This window comes from Streptacidiphilus jiangxiensis (assembly GCF_900109465.1).
Classification (GTDB): domain Bacteria; phylum Actinomycetota; class Actinomycetes; order Streptomycetales; family Streptomycetaceae; genus Streptacidiphilus; species Streptacidiphilus jiangxiensis.
The window spans coordinates 26,107-51,628 of the sequence record NZ_FOAZ01000018.1; the positions used below are offsets into that span (position 1 = coordinate 26,107).

17 protein-coding genes are annotated in these 25,522 nt (G+C 71.4%); 7 read left to right on the forward strand and 10 right to left on the reverse strand.

What is annotated here, in order from left to right; all coding sequences use genetic code 11:
• Positions 1-16: 16 nt before the first annotated feature.
• Both BMY61_RS29460 and pulA read right to left on the reverse strand, forming a co-directional pair.
• Entirely contained in the window at positions 17-1,594 is a 1,578-nt protein-coding gene (locus tag BMY61_RS29460; protein WP_161791236.1) for a trypsin-like peptidase domain-containing protein, read from the reverse strand.
• Between the two features lie 191 nt (positions 1,595-1,785).
• Positions 1,786-7,254, reverse strand: coding sequence for a pullulanase-type alpha-1,6-glucosidase (gene pulA, locus BMY61_RS29465; RefSeq protein ID WP_042445976.1), 5,469 nt, complete (start codon positions 7,252-7,254; stop codon positions 1,786-1,788).
• 187 nt (positions 7,255-7,441) lie between these two features.
• Here pulA and BMY61_RS44380 point away from each other — a divergent pair, with 187 nt between their 5' ends.
• Both BMY61_RS44380 and BMY61_RS29500 read left to right on the forward strand, forming a co-directional pair.
• Positions 7,442-9,952 carry a carbohydrate-binding module family 20 domain-containing protein gene (locus tag BMY61_RS44380; protein WP_063773224.1) on the forward strand — a complete coding sequence of 837 codons (2,511 nt, stop codon included), beginning with the start codon at positions 7,442-7,444 and terminating at the stop codon, positions 9,950-9,952.
• A gap of 191 nt (positions 9,953-10,143) precedes the next feature.
• The gene (locus BMY61_RS29500; RefSeq protein ID WP_042445979.1) at positions 10,144-10,950 is read left to right on the forward strand and encodes a phosphatase PAP2 family protein; all 807 of its coding nucleotides are present in this window, start codon (positions 10,144-10,146) and stop codon (positions 10,948-10,950) included.
• Positions 10,951-10,972: 22 nt separating this feature from the next.
• On the opposite strand, the gene BMY61_RS29505 is transcribed toward BMY61_RS29500, so the two are convergent.
• From BMY61_RS29505 to BMY61_RS29515, 3 genes are all read right to left on the reverse strand, one after another.
• Entirely contained in the window at positions 10,973-14,047 is a 3,075-nt protein-coding gene (locus BMY61_RS29505) for a bifunctional [glutamine synthetase] adenylyltransferase/[glutamine synthetase]-adenylyl-L-tyrosine phosphorylase (protein WP_042445982.1), read from the reverse strand.
• 134 nt (positions 14,048-14,181) lie between these two features.
• A complete protein-coding gene (locus BMY61_RS47970; RefSeq protein ID WP_042445984.1) occupies positions 14,182-14,391 on the reverse strand; it encodes a hypothetical protein in 210 nt (69 codons plus the stop codon).
• A gap of 90 nt (positions 14,392-14,481) precedes the next feature.
• A complete protein-coding gene (locus tag BMY61_RS29515) occupies positions 14,482-14,961 on the reverse strand; it encodes a hypothetical protein (protein ID WP_042445987.1) in 480 nt (159 codons plus the stop codon).
• Between the two features lie 153 nt (positions 14,962-15,114).
• Here BMY61_RS29515 and BMY61_RS29520 point away from each other — a divergent pair, with 153 nt between their 5' ends.
• Genes BMY61_RS29520 through BMY61_RS29530 form a run of 3 tightly spaced genes read left to right on the forward strand, consistent with a single transcriptional unit; the run spans position 15,115 to position 17,028 of the window.
• Entirely contained in the window at positions 15,115-15,900 is a 786-nt protein-coding gene (locus BMY61_RS29520; RefSeq protein WP_042445988.1) for a DeoR/GlpR family DNA-binding transcription regulator, read from the forward strand.
• 49 nt (positions 15,901-15,949) lie between these two features.
• On the forward strand, positions 15,950-16,312 hold the full coding sequence (locus tag BMY61_RS29525; RefSeq protein WP_042446340.1) for a hypothetical protein: 363 nt from the start codon (positions 15,950-15,952) through the stop codon (positions 16,310-16,312).
• Positions 16,309-17,028, forward strand: a complete 720-nt coding sequence (locus BMY61_RS29530) for an NUDIX domain-containing protein (protein ID WP_042445989.1) — start codon at positions 16,309-16,311, stop codon at positions 17,026-17,028. Before BMY61_RS29525 ends, BMY61_RS29530 begins: the two co-directional genes overlap by 4 nt.
• Here the strand turns inward: BMY61_RS29530 and BMY61_RS29535 are convergent.
• Both BMY61_RS29535 and BMY61_RS29540 read right to left on the reverse strand, forming a co-directional pair.
• On the reverse strand, positions 16,964-17,926 hold the full coding sequence (locus BMY61_RS29535; RefSeq protein WP_042445991.1) for a hypothetical protein: 963 nt from the start codon (positions 17,924-17,926) through the stop codon (positions 16,964-16,966). The genes BMY61_RS29530 and BMY61_RS29535 overlap by 65 nt on opposite strands.
• 98 nt (positions 17,927-18,024) lie before the next feature.
• Positions 18,025-18,549: a hypothetical protein gene (locus tag BMY61_RS29540; protein WP_042445992.1), complete on the reverse strand. Its 525-nt coding sequence runs from the start codon at positions 18,547-18,549 to the stop codon at positions 18,025-18,027.
• Positions 18,550-18,966: 417 nt separating this feature from the next.
• Between BMY61_RS29540 and BMY61_RS29545 the strand changes: the two genes are divergently transcribed.
• The gene (locus tag BMY61_RS29545; protein ID WP_143094578.1) at positions 18,967-19,251 is read left to right on the forward strand and encodes a hypothetical protein; all 285 of its coding nucleotides are present in this window, start codon (positions 18,967-18,969) and stop codon (positions 19,249-19,251) included.
• Between the two features lie 96 nt (positions 19,252-19,347).
• On the opposite strand, the gene glnA is transcribed toward BMY61_RS29545, so the two are convergent.
• From glnA to BMY61_RS29560, 3 genes are all read right to left on the reverse strand, one after another.
• Complete coding sequence (gene glnA, locus BMY61_RS29550; RefSeq protein WP_042445996.1) at positions 19,348-20,709, reverse strand: type I glutamate--ammonia ligase; 1,362 nt, start codon at positions 20,707-20,709, stop codon at positions 19,348-19,350.
• Between the two features lie 184 nt (positions 20,710-20,893).
• Positions 20,894-21,961, reverse strand: a complete 1,068-nt coding sequence (locus BMY61_RS29555) for a C40 family peptidase (RefSeq protein ID WP_052438584.1) — start codon at positions 21,959-21,961, stop codon at positions 20,894-20,896.
• A 46-nt stretch (positions 21,962-22,007) separates the two neighbouring features.
• Positions 22,008-23,501, reverse strand: a complete 1,494-nt coding sequence (locus BMY61_RS29560) for an SPFH domain-containing protein (RefSeq protein ID WP_177240393.1) — start codon at positions 23,499-23,501, stop codon at positions 22,008-22,010.
• Between the two features lie 246 nt (positions 23,502-23,747).
• Here BMY61_RS29560 and BMY61_RS29565 point away from each other — a divergent pair, with 246 nt between their 5' ends.
• Positions 23,748-25,508: an NAD+ synthase gene (locus tag BMY61_RS29565; protein ID WP_042446000.1), complete on the forward strand. Its 1,761-nt coding sequence runs from the start codon at positions 23,748-23,750 to the stop codon at positions 25,506-25,508.
• The last annotated feature ends 14 nt before the right edge of the window (positions 25,509-25,522 follow it).

Below are 25,522 nucleotides of genomic sequence, written 5' to 3' on the forward strand. Positions count from 1 at the left end.
GCTGCCTCACGGTGCGTCACCCCCCGACGCGGAACTGGGCGGTACCGCCGACCGGATCGAGATCCGGTCCGGCGAAGAGCTGTGCCTGGTACGTCCCCGGTGGCAGGGACGCGAGGCCGAAGGAGGCGGGGTCGACCGCCACGGCGAGACAGCCGTCCGGCCCCGGCACCGTCTCCTCCGGCAGCGCGCCGCCCGCTCCCCCGAAGGCGGCGGCGCCCGGCGGGCGGACCCCGACGGCGACGTCCAGCCCCTTGGGCAGGCCCGCGTAGCGCAGACCCACCCACAGCTGGGCCGGCAGCGCCGCGAGGGTCGCGGGCGCGGAGATGGCGCAGGCCTGCTCGCCCGACCCGCCGACGCCCACGCCGGTGACCTTTTCCCCGACGCCCGAGTGCACCAGCAGCACCGAGCCGTACGTCCGGCCGGCCCGGGCCGCCGCCAGCAGCGGGCGGGCCAGTTGGGCGGCCCTCAGCCGGTAGGACACGTCCGCGCCCTCGCCGGTGACCTCCATGCTGGGCACGCCGATCAGCCGTCCGCCCGCGTCGATCGCGGCGCCACCGGAGTTGCCGTGGGCGAGCCGCGCCGTGGTCTCCAACTCGAAGCGCGGGTCCGCGGCATGGTGCAGCGGATCGGGCACGAAGGTGGACAGCACACCGCTGGTGACGCTGATCGAGTCGGACTCGGCGACCCCGGGGAAGCCCAGCACGGTGACGGGCTGGCCGAGTTGCAGCGCACCCGAGTCGCCGATCGTGAGCGCGGGCAGCCTCAGCGTGCTCGGGTCGACCGGCTTCCCGGCGGCGTCGGCGTAGATCTGCACGACGGCCAGGTCCAGGTAGCCGTCCACGGCGACCGGGCGGGCCCGGTAGCGGGCGACGGCCGGGGTGGACTGACCGGTGGTCATCTCGACGGTCAGGAAGGGCGGGTTGGCGGGCAGCTGGTAGCCGGGCGTGCCCAGGGCCACGGCCTGTCCCGGCGCCTGCGGCTGCGCGACGTGCGCGTTGGTGAGGATCAGCCCGTGCGGGTCGACGACCGTCCCCGAGCCCCACCCGGTGGAGGCATCCGCCGGACCGAGGCGCAACCGGACCGTGGCCGCCTCGGCCAGGGCGAGCGGCGCGGTGGTCGCCGTCGCGCCGGCGCTCGGGTGCGCGGCCGCCTTGGGTGTGGCGCCCGAGGGCAGCAGCAGTGCGGCGAGGACGGCCGCGGCGACGCCCATCGCGCCCAGTGCGAGACCGGCCATGCGTCCGCGCCGCAGCGCCAGCCGTCTGCGGCGGTTCCGTTCCAGCTGGTGCGAGCCGAGCGGTGGCGTGACGCCGAGGACCTCGCCGGTCACCGGATCGCCGAGGCGCAGCTCCACCGACTCGGTGATCCGCAGCGGTCCGCGCAGCGGTCTGCCGCGCAGGAACGTGCCGCGTCGCGACTGGTCCACGTAGGTGGCGCCGCCCGCGTCGACACTGATGACCGCGTGGCAGGCACGCGAGACCAGCGGGCTGGTCGACACCACGTCCAGCTCGGGATTGCGCCCGATCCGGACGACGCTGCCGACCGGAAAAAGGTACTGGCGATCCGCCAGCACGACGATCAGAGGTGGTCCCCCCACCCCACTGGCATCCGATGTGGTCCCCGCCATCGACACCCCCCGCCGACGCCGCGTACCCCACCTACCTACCCACAAAGGGGCGTTGTACTACTTCCGGGACGCGAGAACTGTGCGTCGCCTGGGAAGTGCCTGAGGGGCGGACTCCGGAGTCACGTGTCCGGGGTCCGCCCCTCAGGGCTGTTCTACGTCACTCACTGCTGGACGTAGACCGCCACCGTCCTCGCGGGGATGGTGAAGGTGCCGGTGGCGGAGTCGAACGACGCGGCCTTGACGACCGGGTCGGCGCCCTGGGCCTGGATCGGGTCCAGCTGCTGGCCGGTGCCGATCAGGCCCGGCAGGGTCTGCTGCTGGGCGCTCGGGGTCGCGTTGAAGACGACCGTGACGGACTTGAAGGTGTGCAGGCCGGTGCCGTCCAGGTGCAGCGTGATCACACCGGGCAGCTCGCCGGCCGTGCCGGACAGCGGGAAGCTCAGCCGCTGCTGGACGGCGGCCGCGGTGCTGAGCGAGAAGAGCGGCGTGGAGGCCTTGATCCGCAGGAACTGCTGGTAGAGCGCCGTCGTGTCGCGCTGCGCGGAGCAGCCCGCGACCAGCGACGGGTCCGCCAGCAGCGGCTTGGCCCAGGACCAGAAGCCGGAGTTGGAGGCCGCCGTCGGCAGGCCCCGGCCGAAGCCGTTGCCACCCGCGCACTGCCACTGGATCGCGTTGAACCAGTCGCCGCTGTCGAAGGAGTTGCCGTCCAGCGACTTGCTGCGCAGCAGGTCCGAGCCGGCCACGGAGAAACCGGGGCCCTGGGCGAGCTCGGTGGTGGCCAGGGCCAGGGCCTGCATCCGGACCCGGTCGGCCATGGGGGTGCCGGCCGGGAGCTTGTAGGCGAGGGTGTCGTAGAGGTCGAGGTTGTCGTGCGCGTCGACGTAGGTGATCGCCTCGCCGGGCGCGGCCGTGTACCCGGCCGGGGCGCCGTTGTAGTCGATCTCGGACCCGGTGACGGTCTTGCCTGCACTGTCGGTGAACGAGTAGGCGGCCAGGTTGCCGGTCAGGCCGACCTTGATCTGGTCCATCTGGTTCAGCAGGCGGGCCTTCTGGTCCGCCGTGCTGCCGTTGACCGCGTCGCCGTTCGGCGCGGTGTACAGGCCGGAGGCGAAGCCCTGGACGTGCGGGTTGTTGTCGAACGGGCCGCCGCCGCGGACCGCGTCGCGCAGGCGGTCGTTGAAGGTGGCGATGCCGGTGCCCGCCATGTTGGCCTGGGTGGCCTGGACGAACCGGGCGTCGTTGGCGACGACGCCGAAGTTCCAGCCCTCGCCGTAGAGGAACTCGTGGCGGCCGGTGGCCGCCAGGCCCGCCTTGACGTCCAGCATGGTGGCCTTCGGGTCCAGGCCCATCAGGTCGAAGCGGAATCCGTCGACGTGGTACTGGGTGGCCCAGAGCTTGGTCGAGTCGACGACCAGGCGGTTCATCAGGGCGTGTTCCGGGGCGGTGTCGGCGCAGCAGGAGTCGGTCGTCACGGCGCCGTCGGCGGAGAGCCGCTGGTAGTAGCCGGGGACGATCTGGTCCAGCACGCTGGCGGCGTTCTCGCCGGACGCGGCGGTGTGGTTGTAGACCACGTCCATGACCACCCGCAGCCCGATCCTGTGCAGCGCCGCGACCATCGCGCGGAACTGGACGACACGCGCGGTGCCGTTCGGGTCGGTGCTGTAGGAGCCCTCGGGGACGTTGTAGTGCAGCGGGTCGTAGCCCCAGTTGTAGGCGTCGGTGGACGCCTGCTTGCTGATGCAGGCCTGCTGCTGGTCGGAGTCGGCCGCGAAGGAGGCCAGGTCGCAGGCGGGGGTGGTCTGCTCGCCCTTCGCCTCGGGGACGGAGGAGAAGTCGAAGCTCGGCAGCAGGTGGACGGTGGTCAGGCCCTGCTTGGCGAGCTGCGCCAGGTGCTTCATACCGGCCGAGTTCAGGTCGGTGAAGGCCACGTAGGTGCCGCGGTCGCCGGCCGGGACGGTCGCGTCGGCGACGGAGAAGTCGCGGACGTGCAGCTCCTGGATCTCCTGCTGCCCGGCGCTGATCGCCTTGGGCGAGCGGTCCTGCTGCCAGCCCGCAGGGTCGAGCGAGGCCGCGGTCAGGTCGACGATCTCGCTGCGCTTGGAGTCGGTGGAGAGGGAGACCGAGTAGGGGTCGGTGACGTGGTTGGTCACGACCTGCTGCACGCTGGGCGCCCAGACGGTGACCCGGTAGAGGTAGTACTTGCCGGTCCAGTCCTTGGCGCCCTTGACCGTCCAGACGCCGCTGCTGTTCTGACGTGTCATCGGGACGAGGTGCGGCGTGGTGGCCGTCGCGGAGTCGTAGAGCTCCAGGCCGACCTGCCGTGCGGTGGGCGCCCAGACGGAGAGGGACGGCGTGCCGTCCTTGCCGTAGACCGGGCCGAGCGGGGCCTTGGCGGCCGCCGGGCCGTAGATCGCGTCGAGGGCCCCGGGCAGCTGCACGCCCGTCGCGGCCAGCAACGCGCCGTTGGCCTCGCGCTCGGTCATGATCAGCTGCGAGCGCAGCGCGAGCGGGATGCGCTTCAGGTCGCGCGGGTCGACGGTGAAGGCGGCGTAGCCCTTCAGCTCGGGGTGCTTGGCCAGCTGGGCGGCGGTCAGGCCGCCGCTGACGGGCAGCAGGCGCAGCCAGTAGCCCGGGTCGGTGGTGTCACCGTCCTTGACGGTGATGGCGCCGGTCGGCGAGTAGACCAGCTCGGCGGAGGAGCCGTTCGGCACGGTGGCGCCGAAGCCCCAGCCGGCGGGGACGGCGACGGTGGTGCCGTCGACGAACTGTGCCTTGGACTTGGTCAGGTCGACGTCGGCGGCCGAGCCGGAGGCCTCGGGCAGCAGGTAACCCGGGGTGGCGTTGAGGATCCACACCTCGCGGCCGTTCTGGCCGAAGACCAGGGACTGGTCGTCGGGCAGGTCCTTGGTGTCGCCGTTGTGGAGGATGTAGCTGAGCGAGGTGGCCCCGCTCGCCAGCGGCACGGTGAAGACGTCACCGAAGGCGTCGGTGCCGGACGGCTGCAGCGGGGCGGTCCAGTCGGTCGGGTTGGCCGCGCCGGTCCACACGTGCATGCCCCAGCCGGCGTAGTTCCCGTCGGCGCGGTGGTAGTGCACGATCACCTGTCCGGCCGGGACGGTGTCGGAGGCACCGGGGTCGGTCGTGTAGGTGGTGGTGTCGCCGGAGTTCACCCAGACCTCGCCGGTCTGCGAGAGGTCGACGGCCCGGTCGGCGGCGGTGTCCTTGGTGCCGTTGTTCTCGATGATGAAGCCGACGTTGCTCGCGCCCTGCTTCAACTTCACGTAGGCGAAGGCGCCGAAGGCGTCCTGGCCGATGAACGGGTGCCCGGCGGGCCAGGTGGTGCCCTCGCCGTCGGCGATGTCGCCCCAGGCGTAGAGGTTCCACCCGCTGTAGTTCCCGTCGGCGCGGTGGTAGTGGACGACGGCGTAACCGCGGGAGACGGCGCTCGGCTTGGGTGCCTGCGGCACGGCGGCCACCAGCGTGGTGCCGCTCGCGTCGGCGGTGCGGCCGGTGTTGTCGACCACCACGGCCTTGTAGCGGACGGTCGTTCCGGCCGGAACGCGGCTCAGGTCCTGGGTGACGGCGTAGGGGGCGTGGTCGGCGCTGCCGAGCACCTTCCAGGCGCCGGTGCCGACGGAGGCGGCGAAGACCACGCGGTTGAAGCCGCCGCCGGTGACGTCGGCCTTCACCGTCACCGTGCCGGAGGAGCCGTCGGCGGGCGCGGTCAGCGCGACCGTGGGCGCGGCGCTCGGCGCGCCGATGCGGGCGTCGGCCCTGTAGACGACCGCGGACTCGGCCGGGACGGTCAGGCTGAGCTTGCTGTCGGCGCCGGTGACGGCGTGGGCCTGGCCGGTGCCGTAGATCGGGCTGAAGCCCATACCGGCCGAGTAGGTCGGCACGCTCACGGTCTGGTCGGTCGTGGCGTTGTTGACCGCGACCAGGTACTCGACCTGCTGCTTGGCGTCGATCCGGGAGAAGGCGTAGACGCCCGGCCCGCTCGCCGCGTAGCGCTCGATCTGGGCGCCGTCCTCCAGCGCCGGGTTGGCCTTGCGCAGCGCGGCCAGCTGGGCGATCGCCTGGTAGACCGGCACGTCGGTGCCGTAGCGGTCGGCCGAGCCGCTCGGGCCGCCGATGACGGCGTCGGTGTTGTACTCGGCGACCTTGGAGGCGAACATGTCCTGTCGCCCGGCCTTGTCACCGCCGAGCCCGGTGAAGCCCTGCTCGTCGCCGTAGTAGACGACCGGCTGACCACGCGTCAGGAAGAGCAGCTGCTGGGCCAGCAGGTCCTTCTTCAGCAGCTCGGCGTCGCTCGCGTTCGGGTTGTCGGTCTTCAGGAAGTACCCGATGCGGCCCATGTCGTGGTTGCCGAGGAAGGTCGGCTGCTCGTACGCGTCGCTGCTCGCGGAGGCGTACTTGTAGTCGTCCGCGTAGAGCGCGGACAGCAGCCCGGCCGAGCCGCCCTGCGAGGCGTAGAGGCGGGCCGCGTTCTGGAACGGGAAGCCGAGGGCGGCGTCCAGCTTGCCCTGGGTGACGTAGCTGGAGTTGATGCTCGTGTCGGCGTCGTAGACCTCACCGAACATGAAGAACTTCTTGTTGCCCTGCTGCTCGGCGAACTTCGTCAGCGCCGGGGCCCACTGCTGCCAGAACGCCATGTTGACGTTCTTGACGGTGTCGATCCGGAAGCCGTCGACATCGTCCCGCTTGACCCAGTTCTCGTAGATCTTCTCGAAGCCCTGGATCACGCGCGGGTCCTGGGTGTCCAGGTCGTCCAGCCCGTAGAAGTCGCCCTCGGTGGCGTTCTCGCCGACGAAACTGGTATTGCCCCGGTTGTGGTAGAGCGTCACGTCGTTGAGCCAGGAGGGCTTCTTGGCGGTCGCGTCGCCCGGCTGGTCGAAGACCGGGGTGTAGGGGAAGGAGTCCTTGGTCAGCTTGGGGTAGTTCGCCGTCCCGTTGGCTGCGTTGGCGTTCGCGATGGCGGTGGTGTCGACCGGCCGGCCGTTCTCGTCGAGCGTCGGGTAGGCGCCGATGGAGCGGTAGTCGTAGGTCTTCTCGGCGTAGTCGATGACGTCGGCGGTGTGGTTGGTGATGACGTCGAAGAAGACCTTCATGCCCATCGCGTGGGCCTTCTGGATCAGCTCCTTGAGCTGCGCGTTGGTGCCGAAGTGCGGGTCGACCTGGGTGAAGTCGGTGATCCAGTAGCCGTGGTAGCCGGCCGAGGCGTTGCTGCCGGTGCCCTGCACCGGAACGTTCTTGAAGATCGGCGCCATCCAGATGGCGGTGGTGCCGAGCTTCTTGATGTACGACAGCTTCTTGATGATCCCGGCGAGGTCACCGCCGTGGTAGAAGCCCGAGTCGGTGGGGTCGTAGCCGTTCTGCATCCGGGTGCCGGTGATGCCGCCGGTGTCGTTGGACGGGTCGCCGTTGGCGAAGCGGTCCGGGAGCAGGAAGTAGAACTGCTCCTTGTTCAGGCCGTGGCGGTCCGGGGTCGCGGCGAGTGCCGCGTCGGAGGGGGCGGGCGGCAGAGCCGCCGAGCGCGGGGCCGAGGCGGCGACGGCGACCGGGATCGGCCCGACCACCGCCGGACTCAGCAGCGCAGCCGTGACGAGCAGGCTTCTCCATCGTGATCGCACAGGACTGTCTCCCTGGGGCGGCGGCGGGGGCGAGGCAGAACCTACTGGCGCCCCCGATTCATCGCAAGATGTTTCAGCAAGATGCTGAAAAAGTTTCCACCAATGTCTTGACGCTCAGGAATCAGGGGGAGCACGCTCGTCGGCGCCATCCTGTTCACCCCACCCACTCTCCCCCATGGAGAACCTGATGCCGAGTCAATCCGGCCGCCTGCGAGCTCTGTTCGCGTCCGGGGCCCTGGTCGCCGCGGGCACGGTCGTGCCCCTCGCGCTGACCAGCGGCACCGCCCACGCCAGCGCGCCCAACGGCGGCGATGTGATCGCAAACATGTTCATGTGGAACTGGCCCTCGGTGGCCTCGGAGTGCACCGCCGTCCTCGGCCCCAAGGGCTACGGCGCGGTCCAGGTGGCCCCGCCACAGGACTCGATCAGACTCTCCGGCAGCCACCCGTGGTGGGAGATCTACCAGCCCGTCGGCTACGACCTGAACAGCAGGATGGGCACCGAGGCCCAGTTCCAGGCGATGGTGACGACCTGCCACAACGCGGGCGTCAAGGTCTACGTCGACACGGTCGTCAACCACATGTCCGGAACCGACCAGTCGAGCACCGACTCGTACGGCGGTGACAGCTTCAACGTCTCCAACCGCAGCTACAGCGAGGTCCCGTACACCTCGGCCGACTTCCACAGCTATCCGAACAACTGCCCCAACTCGAACCTGTCCATCAACGACTGGAACAACCAGACCCAGGTGCAGGAGTGCGACCTGGAGAACCTGGCGGACCTCTACACCGAGACCGACGACGTCCGGTCGAAGATCGCCGGCTATCTCAACAAGCTGATCGGCTACGGCGTCGACGGGTTCCGCGTCGACTCGGCCAAGCACATCAACCAGGCCGACATGGCCAACATCGAGTCCCGGCTCACCAACACGCTCTGGGGTCAGCGCCCCTACGTGCTGCAGGAGGTCTACCCCGGCAGCAGCGGCAACCTCGCCCCGGCGGCGTTCGAGAGCAACGGCAGCGTCATCGGCTTCGACTACGCCGACAACCTGAAGAACCAGTTCACCGGCAACATCGCCAACCTGAAGACCTTCGGCCAGTCCTGGGGCCTGGAGCCGAGCGCCTCCGACGGCGCGATGGTCACCAACCACGACACCGAGCGCAACGGCAGCACCCTCAGCTACAAGAACGGCGCCACCTTCACCCTGGCCAACGAGTTCATGCTGGCATGGGGCTACGGCGTGCAGCCGTCGGTCTACTCCGGGTTCACCTGGAACAGCTCCGACGACTCACCGCCGGCCGACGCCAACGGCTACGTCACCAACACCGACTGCTCCAACGGCTGGTACTGCACCGACCGGATCCAGGGCGTCGCCAACATGGTCGGCTGGCACAACGCGGCCCAGGGGGCCGCGGTGGCCAACTGGTACGACGACGGCTCCAACCTGATCGCCTTCTCGCGCGGCAGCAAGGCCTGGATCGCGATCAACAACGAGAACTCCACGCAGACCAGGACCTTCCAGACCGGCCTCGCCGCCGGCACCTACTGCGACGTCATCCACGGCGACTACACGGCGGCGACGAGCTCCTGCTCCGGCCCGACGGTCGTCGTGGACGCGAACGGGAACGCGACCGTGTCGGTCGCGGCGAAGGACGCGGTGGCGCTGTACGCGACGACCTCCTCTGGCGGCGGCACGACGGCGTCCCCCTCGGCCTCGGCCTCGGCCTCGGCCTCGGCTTCCGCGTCCGCGTCCGCGTCCGCTTCGGCGAGCGCGTCGGCCAGTGCGTCCGCCACGACGAGCGCTCCGGCCGGCACCGTCGCCGAGACCTTCACCGTGAGCGGTACGCCGACCAGCGCACCGATGTACCTCGTGGGTTCGGTCACCGGCCTCGGCAGCTGGGCACCCGCCTCGGCGCTGCCGATGACGCAGTCCGGCTCGACCTGGACGGTCACGGTGAACCTGCCGCAGTCCACCGCGATCCAGTACAAGTACATCGAGAAGGACTCCTCCGGGAACGTCACCTGGGAGCCGGGGTCGAACCACTCCGCCACCACCGGTTCGGGCGCGGCGGCCTCGTTGACGGACAGCTACAACGGTTCCTCGACCTCGGTCAGCGAGACCTTCGACGCGAACGCCACCACCTGGTACGGCCAGAACGTCTACGTGGTCGGCTCGCTCCCGGCGCTCGGCAACTGGAACACCGCCAACGCCGTGCCGCTGTCGTCAGCGGCGTACCCCGTCTGGGCCGGGACGGTCGCACTGCCGGCGAACACCGCCTTCCAGTACAAGTACATCAAGAAGGACCCCGACGGCACGGTCGAGTGGGAGACGGGCGCCAACCGCACGGCCACCACGGGCACGTCCGGCGCCACCCTCGGCGACTCCTGGAACACGGCGGCGACCAGCCCCGTCGGTGTGACCTTCGACGAGACGAAGTCCACCGTCACCGGGCAGCACGTCTACGTCGTCGGGAGCATCGGCGCACTCGGCTTCTGGGACCCCACCAAGGCGATCCCACTCTCCTCCGCGAATTACCCCGTTTGGTCTACAACGCTCAGCATCACCCCGAACACATACTTCGAGTACAAGTACATCGTCATCGACTCGGCGGGCAACGTCACCTGGGAGTCGGGCGCCAACCGCGCCTTGACGACGGGCTCCTCCGGCGCCGTCACCCTCAATGACAACTGGAAATAACAGAACGTGACCAGCATCGGAGCCGTCGCCCCCAGCGGGCGGCGGCTCCCGGTTTTTGCTCCACTAGGACCTGAGGGGTATTTCGTTCGAGGAATCCCCGACCAGAGGGTGATCAGGAGACCCCAGGTCACATGGCAGACTACTCACCCATGGGAACGGCAACAGGAGCACGCACCAGCAACAGGAGGCCCATGGGCCACCTGCTCTGGTCGCTGCGCGGACACTTCCGTTCTCCCGGCCGGCCCCGCCTGTGGATCGAGCTGCTGCTCATTGCAGTGAGCTACTGGATCTACTCGATGGTCCGCAATGCGGTCCCCGAGATGGAGGCGCGCGCCCAGCGCAATGCGCATGACATCTGGGCACTCGAAGGGACGCTCCACATCGATGTGGAGCGATATGTCAACCACGCGTTCGATTCGGTCTCGTGGTTGATCACCGGGCTGAACTACGACTACGCGACTCTTCACTTCATCGTCACGATCGCCGTTCTGGTCTGGCTCTTCCGCGCCCATTCCGGGCGTTACGCGGCGGCCCGCCTGTCACTATTCGTGACAACCGGCTTCGCGTTGTTCGGCTACTACTTCTATCCACTGGCGCCACCACGGCTGATGGTGGACGGCGGATTCATCGACACGGTGGAGAAGCACCACACCTGGGGCTCCATGGCCTCCGGCGACATGGCGCACGTGTCCAACCAGTTCGCCGCCATGCCGTCGATGCACATCGGCTGGTCGCTCTGGTGCGGCGTCACGATCTTCTTCCTGGCGAAGCGCACCTGGGTGCGGGTGCTCGGGGTGATCTACCCGCTCACGACGGTGGTGGTCATCGTGGCGACGGCGAACCACTTCTTCATGGACGCGATCGCGGGGGCGTGCTGCACGTTCATCGGGCTGGGCGCGTCGCGGCTGGTGTACCGCAGGTGGCCGTACAGCTTCCCGAAGGCCGCGCCGCTCCCGGTCCCGGAGCCCGAGCCCGAGCCGGTCACCGTGGGCCGCTAGGCCCACAGGGGCGCGAGGGGCACTACTCGCCGTAGACGATGTGCTCCATGACCTCGCGCGCCCTGCGCGCCGTGCGGCGGTAGTCGTCGACCATCTCGCCCGCGTGGCCCTCGCCGTAGCCGAGGTAGCGGGCGACGCCCGCCAACTCGCGCGGCTCCGCCGGAAAACTGTCGCCCGCGCGGCCGCGCACCAGCATCACCGCGTTGCGCACCCGCGTCGCCTGCACCCACGCCGCGGACAGCGCCTCCGCCGCGTCCGCGTCCAGCAGGGCCGCGTCCACCGCTGCGCCGAGGGCGCGGAGCGTGCGGGTGGTGCGCAGGCCCGGGACGCCGTGGCCGTGCTGCAGCTGGAGCAGCTGCACCGCCCACTCGACGTCGGCGAGGCCACCGCGGCCGAGCTTGGTGTGGGTGGTCGGGTCCGCGCCGCGCGGCAGGCGTTCGGCCTCGACGCGGGCCTTGATACGACGGATGTCCAACAGCTCGGCTGCGTTCAGTCCGGCTGCCGGATACCGCAGCGGGTCGATCAGCGCCACGAACTCCTCGCCGAGCGCCGTGTCGCCGGCGACCGGTTTGGCCCGTAGCAGGGCCTGGCTCTCCCAGGTGTGGGACCAGCGCCGGTAGTAGGCCGCGTAGGAGGCGATCGTGCGCACCAACGGCCCCTGCCGCCCTTCGGGGCGCAGGTCCGCGTCGATGAGCAGGGGTGGTTCGGTGGAGGGCAGCTGGAGCAGGCGGCGCAGTTCCTCGAAGACGCCGCGGGCGGCGTTGCTCGCCTTGGTCTCGTCCGCGCCCGGGAGGGGGTCGTGGACGAACATGACGTCCGCGTCCGAGCCGTAGCCGAGCTCGTGGCCGCCGAAGCGGCCCATGGCGATGACGGAGAGCCGCGTCGGGAGCGGCTGCCCGGCGGCGGCCTCCGCCGCCGCGACGCAGGCGGCGAGCGCGCCGGCCAGCGTGGCACGGTTGAGGCCGGTCAGCGCGAGGCCCGCCGCCTCGACGGCGTCGGCCGGGGTGTCACCCAGACGGCCCAACACGTCGGCGGCGGCCGTCCGGAACAGCTCGCGGCGCCGCACCGAGCGGGCTGCCGCGACGGCGGCCGGCGCGTCGTCGGCGCGGCCGACGGCGGAGGCGACCTCACGGTCGAGCATCTGCGGGGAACGCGGGTCCAGGCCGTCGGTGTCGCCCAGCAGGGCGACCGCCTCGGGTGCGCGCAGCAGCAGGTCCGGGGCCAGGCGGCCGGAGGAGAGGATGCGCGCCAGGTTCTCGGCCGCGGCGCCCTCGTCGCGCAGCAGCCGCAGGTACCAGGGGGTCGAGCCGAGGCTGTCGGAGACCTTGCGGAAGCCGAGCAGGCCCGCGTCCGGGTCGGCGGACTCGGCGAACCAGCCGAGCATCACCGGGAGCAGCGTGCGCTGCAGCGCAGCCCGGCGACTGACGCCGTTGGCGAGGGCCTGCAGGTGGCGGAAGGCGTCGACGGGCGCGCGGTAGCCGAGCGCGGCAAGGCGCGCCTGCGCGGCCTCCGCGCTCAGGGCCGTGCCGTCGAGGCGGGCGGTGAGCCCGACCTCCTCCAGGTCGAGGTGGGCGACGGCGTCGAGCAGCGGGCGGTAGAAGAGCTTCTCGTGCAGGCGCCGGACCTCCCGGCCGTGGCGCTTCCACTCCGCGAGCAGTTCGGCGACGGGGTCGGCCCGCAGTCCGAGGGAGCGGCCGAGGCGCCGCAGGTCCTGCTCGGCGGTCGGGACGAGGTGGGTCCGGCGCAGCTGGAACAGCTGGATGCGGTGCTCCAGCGTGCGCAGGAACCGGTAGGCGCTGTCGAGCGCGGCGGCGTCGGCGCGGCCGACGTAGCCGCCGGCCGACAGGTCGGCGAGCGCGGTCAGTGTCGTCGCGCTGCGCAGGGAGTCGTCGGTGCGGCCGTGGACGAGCTGGAGCAACTGGACGGAGAACTCCACGTCCCGCAGCCCGCCGGGGCCGAGCTTGAGCTCGCGCTCGACCTCGCTCGCCGGGATCGCCTCGACGACCCGGCGGCGCATCTGCTGCACGTCCTGCACGAAGTTCTCACGCTGGGACGCCTGCCAGACCATCGGCGTGACGGCCTGCAGATACTCGTGTCCGAGCGCGGCGTCGCCGGCGACCGGCCGGGCCTTGAGCAGCGCCTGGAACTCCCAGGTCTTGGCCCAGCGCTGGTAGTAGGCGAGGTGGCTGGCGAGGGTGCGCACCAGCGGGCCGTTCTTGCCCTCGGGCCGCAGGTTGGCGTCGACCTGCCAGATGGTGCCCTCGCGGGTGCTGTCGGAGCACAGGCGCATCATCCGGGAGGCGAGGCGGGTGGCGGCCTTCAGCGCGGTGTCGGGGTCGACCGTCTCCGGGTCGGCGGACTCGCCGTCGACGATCTGGCGGGGTTCGGCGACGAAGACGACGTCCACGTCCGAGACGTAGTTGAGCTCGCGTCCGCCGCACTTGCCCATGGCGATCACGGCGAGCCGGCATGCGCGGGCGGCGTCCGGGTCCTCCTCGGCGGCGATGTCGAGGGCGGCCTGCAGCGTCGCTCCCGCGAGGTCGGCGAGTTCGGCGGCGGTCTGCCCGAGGTCGGCGGTGCCGGTCAGGTCGCGGGCGGCGATGCTGAGCAGGAGCCGTCGGTAGCCGGTGCGCAGCGCGTCCGCGCGGGGGATGCCGGGCTGCTCCTCCCAGATGTGCCGGTAGAGGCGGCGGACGAACTCCTCCGGCCCCGGGTGGATGTCGTGCAGCTCGAAGGTGACCAGCTCGTGCCAGTCGTGCGGGTGCCGCGACAGGTGCTCCCCCAGTGCGGCGCTGGCACCCAGCACCCCGAGCAGGCGGTCGCGCAGCGGCTTGGCGGTGGTGAGGGTGTCCAGCAGCGCGTGCCGCTCGGCCTCGTCGGCGCAGGCCTCGACGAGACCGGCGAGCCCCTTGAGCGCCTGGTCGGGATCGGCGGTCGCGGCGAGCGCGTCCAGCAGCACGCTGTCGGCGGCGTGCGCCGCCAGCGCGGGCTCCGCGAGCCGCGCGGCGGCCGCCTCCGGGTCGGTGAACCCGCGCCGAACCAGCCGACCCGCCGGACTGCTCCGCCGCGCCCCGCCGCGCTCCGTCTCCAAAGCCACTCGCCTCCGCGCCGCCGTCCTCGTGGGCCTCCGCGTGGGTCTCCGCGTGGTCTCCCGGACACGATCCTCCCCGACCCTACGTCCTTCGAACACCCGGACCGGGCCGGACGGTGGCGGCGCGCCCGCAGTCGGGGTCAGTGCTCGGCGTCGAGGCGCGGGCGGAGCACGATCAGCAGCGTCGCCAGCGGACCGAGGAGGAGCGACACCAGCCACCAGTTCCACCCGGAGCGGCCCTTGCCCTGGGCGAGGCCCGCGTTGATGAGCGACAGCGTCAGCCATCCGACGCTGTAGCCGCCGATGCCGGAGGTGGTCCCGGCCGCCAGGAGGTTCTGAGTCGTCGTCATGACGTCGCATCCAAGCAGCGGGTCAGGCGGGCGACAAGGGTCCGCCGCCCGTCCGCCCCTGCTGCGATCACCTGGGCCCGGAGGAGTACCTCAGCTCTTGCGGCTGTCGCGGGTGGGGTCGTCGACGATCGGAAGGCGCCCCTCCTTGCGGGCGCTGCGCAGGTCCTCCAGGTACTCGCGGGAGAACATGGCGGACAGCATCGCCACACCGCCGCGGTGGACGCGGATCTCGCCGTCCTGCGCCGTGCCGACCACCCGGATCCGTCGCGACGGCGCGGTCTGGACGTCGTCACGGGCCACCTGGGCGTCCTTCAGCGAGCCCTTGCCGGACCAGCGCAGGTCCCAGTGCTCGACCTCGGTGTCCTCGGGAACCAGCAGCTTGACCAGCGCCTTGGCGTTCTCGATCCGGACCTCGACCTCGGCGGGCAGGTGGGGCGAGCGCAGGTCCACCACGACGGTGGCGCGGCGCGCCCGGATCTCGACGACGCCGGCGTCGGTCCAGTTCCCGAGGCGCTTGGCCACGGTGTGATCGGCGTGGATGCGCTCGATGGTGGTGGTGTTCTCGCTCATGGTGACGGTTCCCTTCCGGCCGTGTGCCTCACTGACCCGTTCATAGTTGCATTGCAACTAGTCTCTCGTCAACTAGTAACGGTGAGAATGGCCGCGCCGCCCGAAGCAACCACAGCCTTGTTCATTCGCACATCACGGTGTTAGATATCTGCCATGGGTGTCGCCAATCGTCTCGACCTGACCCTGCGACTGGTGCAGGGCTCCGGTCGGCTGTCCGTGTCGGAGCTCTCCCAGCGCCTGGGCGTCTCGGAGATGACCGTGCGTCGCGACCTCGACGCGCTCGAGCGTCAGGGGTTGGTGCGACGGGTCCACGGTGCCGCCGTCGCCGCCAAGGCCCGGGAGGACGGCGCCGGGTTCGCCGCCCGGGAGTCGTGGCAGGCCGCCACCAAGGACCGACTGGGCGCGGCGGTCGCCGGCCTGGTCGAGCCCGGCTCGCGGGTGCTGCTCGACGCCGGGACCACGACGGTCCACGTCGCCGAGCACCTCGCCGAACGGGGGCCGCTCACCGTCGCGGTGCTGAGCCTGCAGGCGGCCGTGCGGCTCGCCGACCGGCCCGGCATCGAGCTGCTCGTCGTGGGTGGCCTCTCCCGTCCCGGGGAGCGGTCCCTGGTCGGCCCCCTCGCGCTGCGCACGCTGGAGGCGTTGGCCTTCGACGTGTTCGTGATGTCCATCGGCGGCGTGCACGCCGAACACGGCTGGTCGGAGTTCAGCCTCGACGACGCCGCCGTCAAACAGGTCGGCCTGGCCCAGGCCGACCGGACACTCGCCGTCGCCGACGCCACGAAGCTCGGCGTGCGCGCGTTCAGCCAGGTCGCGCCGCTGGACGCGGTCGAGGTCTTCGTCACCGACCGCGCCGCGGCGGACCCGGCCACGCATCCCGGCGGCCCGCAGACGCTGGCCGCGCTGCACGACGCGGGTGTGCGCACCGTCCTCGCCTGAACTCCCCCATCCCTACCGCTTGGAGGCCCCTTTGCCGTCCGAACCGCTGATGATCCTCGTCGCCGGTCCCTACCGCTCCGGCACCGGCGACGACCCGGCCGAACTGGCGGCGAACGTCCACGCCATGAACGAGGTCGCCCTCCACCTCTTCCGGGCCGGGCACCTGCCCGTCACCGGCGAGGCGCTGGCCCTGCCGCTGCTGGAGACGGCGGGCGGCGCGGCCCCGGGCACGCCGCTCTTCGACGAGATCTTCCACCCGGTCGCCGAGCGCCTCCTCGCCCGCTGCGACGCGGTCCTGCGCATCGGCGGCCCCTCGGCGGGAGCGGACCGGATGGTCCGTCAGGCGCGGGAGGCGGGGCTGTCCGTCTTCACCGACCTCGGTCACATCCCCTCGACCGGCAGCCCCGCATGACCGCCGGTGTCGACGCCCCCGACCGGCGCGGCCGCACCGGGCTCCACCTCCACGGCCGCGACCTCACCGGCAACCCCGACGTCCGTGTCCGCGACGTCGAGGTCCTCGCCTGCGACTGGTACGTCCTGCGCAAGACCACCTTCGACTTCCGGCATCGGGACGGCCACTGGAGCCGCGAGTCCCGCGAGACCTACGACCGCGGCGACGGCGCGACCATCCTGCTGTACGACCCCGAGCGCGGCACCGTCCTGCTCACCCGCCAGTTCCGGCTCCCGGCCTACGTCAACGGCCACCCCGACGGCCTCCTCCTGGAGACCGCCGCCGGCCTCCTCGACGGCGACGCCCCCGAGGCGGCGATCCGCCGTGAGGCGGAGGAGGAGACCGGCCGCACCGTCGGGGCGGTCCAGCACGTCTTCGACGTCTTCATGAGCCCCGGCTCGGTGACGGAACGCCTCCACTTCTACGCCGCGCCCTACTCCGCCGTCCCGGGCGGCGACCCCTCCCCCGCCTCGGCGGGCGTCGCCGCGGAGGGCGAGGACATCACCGTCGTGGAACTCGCCTTCGCCGAAGCCCTCGCCATGACCCGCACCGGCGCGATCGCCGACGCGAAGACCATCCTGCTGCTCCAATGGGCCGCGCTCGACGGCCCGTTCAGTCCTGGCTCAGCGCCTTCCGCGCCCTCCGCGCCCTCAGCGAGCGAAGCGGGACGGTCCTGATCCACTGCACCAGCAGCACCGCGCCGAAGCCGGTCAGCAGCGTTGTGGCAATCCAGTCGTGCCCGCCGCCCGCGGGGTAGACGTTGATGTGGTCGCCGGTGTCCACGGCGCGGATCCGGTCGCCGACGTGGTGGACGTCGCCACCGCTGCCGAGGCCGACGCCGACGCGGGTGTCGGTCCCGTCGTCGGAGACGAAGTCCCCGGCCCAGTCGCAGGAGCGCCCGCACTCCACCGAGGTGACGGTGAACGTCCCGCGCGTCCCACCGCCCAGGTGCGCGGACCACGTCGGGCCGATGTCCATGGCGCCCATCAGCACGAGCAGGAGCGCGGCGACGGGCGTGAGATACCGCCACGTCCAGCGACGGAACCGCCGGTCGCGCCGCGACCAGGCCGCCTCCACCCGGGGCGGTACCACCGGGGGCGGCACCACCGGATTGAGGCCCGGCACGCCGGGCACCCCGGGGACGGGCACAGCGGGGACGCCGGACGCCACGCCGTAGCGGCTCGCCAGCTCCCGGACCGCCTCGACCTTGCGGTCGAACTCCGGGTCGGGGTTGGCCGTGCTGTCGGACAGGACCGGCAGGCTCCGCCGTGTGCCGGTGCGCAGCACCACTTTGACGGTCCGCACGATCCCGCCGGTCTGCGTCCGCGCCTCCACGACCTGGATCCCGCCGACCTCGTGCCACGCGATCACCCGGGCCCGCCCGGAGCCCCGCCACGCGTAACTGATCCCGGAGGCGTCGACCTTCGTCCACCCCCCGCGGAACACCACCGGCATCCCGACCGCCAGGACCAAGAACGTCCCGCCCATGATCGCGGCCGGAACCCATGTTCCGGCCGCCGCCAGCAGGGCGCAGAACACCAGCAGCCCCGCGCTCACCCACACCCGCCGCGCCATGCTGGGACGCGGCCGATCAGCCCCCGTAAAGAGCAGCTCCCCCACGTCGATTGACGGTACGCCTGCCCACCCGCGCCGACCAGGGTCAGCGCGGCGGCTCATGAGCGGGCGAAGCTGGGGGACTCGTTCCGCCACAGGTCGGTGCCGCTGAAGGGGTTGTCCGGGTGCCGCCCCTGGAAGGTACGGGCCAGGAACTCGACGACGCCGCAGTCGTAGCGGGTCCAGGCCGGCTCGTAGGGGCCGTGGTGCCGGCGGAAGACGACGACCTTCCAGTCGTCCGGCGCGCCGACCGTGCTCCAGAAAGCGCTGTCACCGTCCGGGTTGCAACCCCACACGAACAGTCCACCGTGGACGAGGTACTCCGGCTCGATCCCCTCGACTCCCTCCTCCGCCTCCGCCGCGCCCGGACAGACCCCGGGGACCACTCCGATCTCGGCAGCGCGCACCGGCGGCAGGATCCCGAGGTAGTCCGAGACCTCTCCCGGGCCGTACGTCTCCATCAGCCACAGGTAGTCCGCGGGCAGCCCCGTCCCGTAGCCCCGCGCGAGCTCGTCCGCGCCCGGGAGGACCCACCGCTCGGCGGGTGGCTCGAGGAGTCGCAGGAGTTCTTCTCGCGACGACATGGACACCACGTTTCCCCACTTCACTTCTCACGCACGCCAGTCGTCCGGCCGCTGGTCAGGAGCGTCAGCCATGGGAGCAGTATGCGCGACAGGTGCGACGCCAGTGCCCTGGCACCGAGTCACCTAGGATCGCCACTCCTTGGTTGTCCATCGCGAGGTTCGGGGAGTTGTATGTTGCAACGTGTCGGGTCCGGTGTCGCCCTGGTCGGAATAGCAGTGGCGCTGACGGGATGCGCCTCGTCCACCAGGCCACCGACGCCACTGACGCCACTGACGTTCAACTCCGTCGCCGACGCAGACGCCGAGCTGCGGACCCTGTTCGTCTCGGTCCTTCGGCAGAGCCTTCCGCCTGGCACGTCGATGCACGGGGACCTAGGAGATGATCACTTCGACGGGGCCTGTTCTCAGGCAGGTTCCGTGCGTCATCGCACGGTGATCGGCGCCTGGAAGGTGGACAACCCCGAAGCCGTGGTTCGGGTCATCAGATCCGAGCTCGCAGCGCAGGGGTGGTCGTTCGGCCCGGTGAAGCCGGACTCCTCAGGCGGCGAGTCCTCCGAGGCCCGACGCTCGGGGGCGCTGGTGGAGCTGGCGGACAGTCCAGCTGTCGGGATCACACTGGCCGGCAACACGCCTTGTCTGCCCGGGGCGGCGCTCAACACGTTGCTTCCGCTGCCGCTCGCGAGTTCGGCCGACGGCCCGTAGACGGCCCAAGGGGCCGGAAAGGGCCGGATCACCGTGGATTGATCTCCACCGCGGTCCGACCCTTCGTCGTGTCCGGATCTCTGCCGACCTGCCGGGTTACAGCACCGGCAGCCCACGCCGCAGCTCGAAGGCGGTGACCTCGGAGCGGTACTCCTCCCACTCCTGGCGCTTGTTGCGCAGGAAGAAGTCGAAGACGTGCTCCCCGAGCGTCTCGCGGACGAGCTCGCTGCGTTCCATCAGGTCGATGGCCTCGCCGAGGTTCTGCGGGAGCGGCTCGATGCCGAGGGCGCGGCGCTCCAGCGAGCTGAGGGCCCAGACGTCGTCGTCCGCGCCGGGCGGGAGTTCGTAGCCCTCGGCGATGCCCTTGAGGCCGGCGGCGAGGATGACGGAGTAGGCGAGGTACGGGTTGCAGCCCGTGTCCAGGGAGCGGATCTCCACGCGGGTGGAGCCCTGCTTGCCCGGCTTGTACATGGGGACGCGGACCAGCGCCGAGCGGTTGTTGTGGCCCCAGCAGATGTAGGAGGGGGCCTCGCCGCCCGCGCCCGCGGCGCGGTCGGAGCCGCCCCAGATGCGCTTGTAGGAGTTGACCCACTGGTTGGTGATCGCGGCGGACTCCGCCGCGTGCTTCAGCAGGCCCGCGATGAAGGAGCGGCCGATCTTGGAGAGCTGGTACTCCGCGCCGGCCTCGTGGAAGACGTTGCGGTCACCCTCGAAGAGCGAGAGGTGGGTGTGCATGCCGGAGCCCGGGTGCTGGGAGAAGGGCTTCGGCATGAAGGTCGCGTGGACGCCCTGCTCGAGGGCGACCTCCTTCATGACCAGACGGAAGGTCATGATGTTGTCGGCCGTGGACAGCGCGTCCGCGTAGCGCAGGTCGATCTCCTGCTGCCCCGGGGCGCCCTCGTGGTGGCTGAACTCCACCGAGATGCCCATCGACTCCAGCATGGTGATGGCCTGTCGGCGGAAGTCGTGGCCGACGCCGCGCGGGGTGTGGTCGAAGTAGCCCGACTGGTCCGCCGGGATCGGCGCGGTGCCGTCGCCGGGGAGGTTCTTGAGCAGGAAGAACTCGATCTCGGGGTGGGTGTAGAAGGTGAACCCGAGGTTGGAGGCCTTCTCCAGGGTGCGCTTGAGCACGTAGCGGGGGTCCGCGAAGGACGGGGAGCCGTCCGGCATGAGGATGTCGCAGAACATGCGCGCGGTGCCGGGCGCCTCCGAGCGCCACGGCAGTATCTGGAACGTGCCCGGGTCCGGCTTGGCGAGCATGTCGGACTCGTAGACCCGGGCGAAGCCCTCGATCGCGGATCCGTCGAACCCGATGCCTTCCTCGAACGCCTGGTCGAGCTCGGCCGGGGCCACCGCGACGGACTTCAGGAAACCCAGAACGTCGGTGAACCAGAGCCGGACGAACCGGATGTCACGCTCTTCGAGAGTGCGGAGCACGAACTCCTGCTGCTTGCCCATGGCTACAGTCTCACCTCTGCGGTTTACGGATGCGTTACGCGCGGAAGCTGGAAGCGCGCGCGTCGCCCGCCAGGCCCACTGCTCGCATCATTGCAGATAATGGGCCTGGCGGGATGATCACACCCCCCAGAGACCGCCGCGCGGCCTCCGCACGGCCGCCGATCGGCCGTCGATCAGCCGTCGATCAGGAGACGCGCCCGAAGAAGTCGGGGTAGTAACCCGTCGACAGCACCGAGATCCGCACGTCGGCGCCGGGGTGCGGTGCCTCGATGTAGCGACCCCCGCCGAGGTAGATCGCCACATGGTGGATCCCGCTGGACCGGCTGCTGGACGACCAGAAGATCAGGTCCCCGCGTCGCAGCACGCTGGGCGAGATGGGGGTGGTGGCCCGGTACTGCTCCGCGGCGACCCGCGGCAGCTTGATGCCCGCGCGGAAGAAGGCCTGCTGGACCAGGCCGGAGCAGTCGTAGCCGTAGGGTCCGTTGCCGCCCCAGACGTAGGGCTTGCCCAGCTGCGCCTCGGCGAAGCTGATCGCCGTCTCCAGGTTGCCCGCGCCGTGGCCGGGCGGGGGGACGACCGGGCCCGGCACCGGGTCGGGGCTCGGGTTCTGCCCCGGGTCGCCGGGGCCGGGGCCGTGGGTGGGATGTCCGTAGCCCGCGTACGTGAGGTAGACGTCGTAGTGGGTCGTCCAGCGCCACGCGCCGTTCTTGCGGAACCAGTAGCGGTGACCGTCCCAGCCCCAGGTGATCCCGCCCGCCGACGGGGTGGTGTCCGTCGATCCGGTACCGGAGCCGCTGCCGGCGCCTCCCCCGGTGTACCGGAGGTAGACGTCGTAGTGGGTGGTCCAACGCCATTCGCCGTTGGAGCGGAACCAGTAGCGGTGACCGTCCCAGCCCTGACGTATGCCGCCGTCGGTCGCGGGAGCGGATCCGCCGGTGTGCTGGAGGTAGACGTCGTAGTGGGTGGTCCAGCGCCATTCGCCGTTGGAGCGGAACCAGTACCGCTGGCCGTCCCAGCCCGCGTGGGCGGGCGCCGTCTCGGCGCTCGCCGCGGGCGCGGCTATCAGGGCGGCGCCGCCGCCGACGGCGAGCATGGCGGTGGTCGCGGCCGCGCGGAAGAGCGGGCGGACCGTGCTGCGGGATGCGTGGGTCCGTGGCTCCGTGGTGGGGCCCCCCGGTGAGGCTCCGGTGCCGTGGACACGGCAGTGGGCGCAGGTGCAGTCGGTGATGTCCAGCTCGGCGAAGGCGGTCATCGCGGACGGGCTCCGTTCCTCGGTGGTTCGTGCGGTGCAGCGGGGGTCACGGAAGATCTGCGGCGGCCTGCGCCCGAGGCGCGGGCGGCACGGGCGTCACGGGGATCGCGGGTGTCACGGGTGCCGCCTGGGTCATGAAGGAGCTCGCGGACGACCCGCCGAGCTCGACGGACGTCGGCTCCACCACCCGGCGCGGTTGCCCCGCGCCCGAGCGGGGGCGCGAGGAGAGCGCGGTCGCGGAGCGCTGCAGCGCGGGAAGGCCGCCCGCCTCCCCCACCTCGGCCACGTCCGCCGCGTCAGCGGCGGCAGAGCCAGGAGTCGCCGCGTCAACGGCGGCAGAGCCAGGCGCGGCGGCGGCCGCGGGGACGGCGGTGACCGAACCCGGCGCCGGGCGAGCCGGGATGTCGGCCACCCCCGCCACGCCGGCAGCCGCGCGCTCGCCCGGTGCCGGAGCGGTGGCAGGCGAAGCGACCCCGGCCCCCCGGGCAACCGCCCCGCCGTCCGGCCCACCGGCCGTCCCGTGCCCGCCGGCCGTGCCGTGCGCGCCGTCCGCACGGTCCGCGCCGTCGGCGCGCTCGCGGTTCGGCACCTGGACGGACAGGAACGCCGTCACCAGATCCCGCGTCAGCTCGGCGCGGAAGGTGTCGTCGAGGGCGACGCCCTGACCCCGTTCCAGCTGGCGCAGCGTCAGCGTCGCGGTCTCGACCGCGTCGCCGACCAGGACCTCGCGGGTGCCGGCGTCGAGCTCGGCCAGGCGGCGGCGCCGCATGCTGTCGGCGAAGTCGGCGCGGTAGCCGAGGCCGACGGCCTGGACGGAGTAGACGGCGATGCCGACCGGGGCCATCTCGGCGCCGAGCAGGCGGGTCAGCTCGCCGCCCAGCCACTGGCCGTCGCGCAGGGAGGGGCCGGGGCTGGCGAAGCTGTCGCAGGGCAGGGTCGAGACGGTGCGGGCGAAGACGGACTCGGCGCTCAGGGCCAGGTGCCTGCCGTGGTCGTCGACGGCGAAGCGGGCCCGCGCGGTGTCCTTGACCTGCCAGACGATGATCAGCTCGGCGCTGATCGGCGAGCCCTCGCGGTCGGTCGCGGCGATCGTCTCACTGCGCCAGTGGCGGATCCGCACGTCGATCGGACGGCGCTTGAACAGCGGGTTCACCCACAGCAGGCCCGAGCGGCGGACGGTGCCGCGGTAACCGCCCCAGCGGCTCAGGACACGGGCGGTGCCCATCGGATTGGCCATCAGTCCGAAGAGGGCGAAGACCGCGACGACGCCGCAGAGCGCGAGCAGGGCGACGGCGGGGCGCTCCGGCACGACCGGCCCGCTGTCGTGCAGGGCCTGACCACCCGGGACCCAGGACGGCAGTCCGACCGTGCGGCGGGCCTGCACCAGGACGGCGAGGGCGAGGGCGGCGGGGATCGTGAGCAGGGCCGCCCAGCCGGGCAGGATGCCCCGCGCCGGACGCTCCCTCAGTTCCGCGTCGGAACGAGGCGGTCGGCGGACCGCCCACGGGGCGGTGGCCTGTCGCTCGGCCGGCTGGTCCACGTGGTCCATCCCCTCCGCGGGCGTTCGATCGTGCCCGCACCCTTGCCCGAAGGCTCGAACGTACCTTTATTTCGGACATACCGTCAATACGGCTATATCCCGGTCTCATCAGATCATCTATCCCAATAGCCGCATACCATGACATGCGGCAGCAAGGAAAAGCCGCCGAACGTGTACCAACAGCCACGAACAGCCACAAAGCGAGGCCAGGGCACATAGCGTCGAAGAGACGATTACTCTGGGGGCATGCCTAGCCTTCGCCTCGCGTTGAACCAGATCGACAGCGTCGTCGGCGACATCGACGGCAACACCGAACAGGTCGTCACCTGGACCCGGCACGCCGCCGAGCAGGGCGCCGACCTGGTCGCCTTCCCCGAGCTCGCGCTGACCGGCTACCCGATCGAGGACCTGGCGCTGCGCCCGTCCTTCATCGAGGCCTCACGCGCCGCACTGGCCAGGCTGGCCGACCGGCTGGAGGCGGAGGGTCTCGGCGAGACCCCGGTCGTGGTCGGATATCTCGGCAAGTCCCTGAAGGACACCCCCCGGCTCGGGCTGCCGGCCGGCTCCCCGCAGAACTGCGCGGCGGTGCTCCACAGGGGTGACGTCGTCCTCCGCATGGCCAAGCACCACCTGCCGAACTACGGCACCTTCGACGAGTTCCGCTACTTCGTGCCCGGCGACACGCTGCCCGTCGTCCGCCTCCACGGCGTCGACGTCGCACTCGCCGTCTGCGAGGACATCTGGCAGGACGGCGGGCGGGTCCAGGCCGCGCGCCAGGCCGACGCCGGGCTGCTGCTCGTGATCAACGCCTCCCCGTACGAGGCGCGCCGCGGCGAGGAGCGTCTCGCGCTGGTCCGCAAGCGCGCCGCGGAGGCGGGCTGCACCCTCGCCTACGTCAACCTGATCGGCGGCCAGGACGAGCTGGTCTTCGACGGACAGTCCGTCGTCGTGGCGGCCGACGGGGGGGTGCTGGCGCGCGCGCCGCAGTTCGAGGAGGGTTGCCTGCTCCTCGACCTCGACCTGCCGCGGGCCACCGCGGAGGTCGGCGGGGCGACGCGGATCGTCGCAGACGGGCTGGAGATCAGGCGCACCGTCCTGTCCGAGGAGCCCAAGCCGGCTCCCGAGGAGCCGGTCGTCGCGGGCCGGGCCGAGCCGATGGAGGAGCTGGAGGAGATCTACGCCGCGCTGGTCTGCGGCGTGCGGGCCTACGTGCGCAAGAACGGCTTCCGCTCGGTGCTGATCGGGCTCTCCGGCGGCATCGACTCCGCCCTGGTCGCGGCGCTCGCGGTGGACGCGCTCGGCGCCGAGAACGTCCACGGCATCTCGATGCCGAGCGCGTACTCCTCCGACCACTCCCGGGACGACGCCGCCGAGCTGGCCCGTCGCACCGGGCTGAACTTCCGGACGGTCTCCATCGCGCCGATGTTCGACGCGTACATGGGTGCGCTGGAGCTGAAGGGGCTGGCCGAGGAGAACCTGCAGTCGCGGCTGCGCGGCACGCTGCTGATGGCCGTCTCCAACCAGGAGGGCCACATCGTGCTCGCCCCGGGCAACAAGAGCGAGCTGGCAGTCGGGTACTCCACCCTCTACGGCGACTCGGTCGGTGCCTTCGGTCCGATCAAGGACGTCTACAAGACGCTGGTCTTCCGCCTCGCGCACTGGCGCAACGAGATCGCGACCCGGCGCGGCGAGACCCCGCCGATCCCGGAGAACACCCTCCTCAAGCCCCCGTCCGCGGAACTGCGCCCCGGCCAGGTCGACACCGACTCGCTGCCGGACTACGACCTGCTGGACGCCGTGCTCACCGCCTACGTCGAGCGGGACCGGGGCCGCGCCGAGATCGTCGCCGAGGGCTTCGACCCGGCCCTGATCGAGCGGGTGGTCGGCCTGGTCGACACCGCGGAGTACAAGCGCCGACAGTACCCGCCGGGCACGAAGATCTCCTCCCGGAACTTCGGCCGTGACCGCCGCCAGCCCATCACCAACCGCTGGCGCGAGCGCCGGTAGCCCGGCCGCCGGCT

Excerpts from the sequence above, each read along its gene's own strand:
- BMY61_RS29555 (WP_052438584.1), bottom strand. The coding sequence starts at position 21,961 with ATGACCGCCTTCGCCGAGCTGGACATCACCGACTGCACCTGCGCCCAC.
- BMY61_RS29540 (WP_042445992.1), bottom strand. The coding sequence starts at position 18,549 with ATGTCGTCGCGAGAAGAACTCCTGCGACTCCTCGAGCCACCCGCCGAG.
- glnA (WP_042445996.1), bottom strand. The coding sequence starts at position 20,709 with ATGGGCAAGCAGCAGGAGTTCGTGCTCCGCACTCTCGAAGAGCGTGAC.
- BMY61_RS29535 (WP_042445991.1), bottom strand. The coding sequence starts at position 17,926 with ATGGCGCGGCGGGTGTGGGTGAGCGCGGGGCTGCTGGTGTTCTGCGCC.
- BMY61_RS47970 (WP_042445984.1), bottom strand. The coding sequence starts at position 14,391 with ATGACGACGACTCAGAACCTCCTGGCGGCCGGGACCACCTCCGGCATC.
- BMY61_RS29500 (WP_042445979.1), top strand. The coding sequence starts at position 10,144 with ATGGGCCACCTGCTCTGGTCGCTGCGCGGACACTTCCGTTCTCCCGGC.
- BMY61_RS44380 (WP_063773224.1), top strand. The coding sequence starts at position 7,442 with ATGCCGAGTCAATCCGGCCGCCTGCGAGCTCTGTTCGCGTCCGGGGCC.
- BMY61_RS29520 (WP_042445988.1), top strand. The coding sequence starts at position 15,115 with ATGGGTGTCGCCAATCGTCTCGACCTGACCCTGCGACTGGTGCAGGGC.
- BMY61_RS29530 (WP_042445989.1), top strand. The coding sequence starts at position 16,309 with ATGACCGCCGGTGTCGACGCCCCCGACCGGCGCGGCCGCACCGGGCTC.
- BMY61_RS29565 (WP_042446000.1), top strand. The coding sequence starts at position 23,748 with ATGCCTAGCCTTCGCCTCGCGTTGAACCAGATCGACAGCGTCGTCGGC.
- BMY61_RS29525 (WP_042446340.1), top strand. The coding sequence starts at position 15,950 with ATGATCCTCGTCGCCGGTCCCTACCGCTCCGGCACCGGCGACGACCCG.
- BMY61_RS29515 (WP_042445987.1), bottom strand. The coding sequence starts at position 14,961 with ATGAGCGAGAACACCACCACCATCGAGCGCATCCACGCCGATCACACC.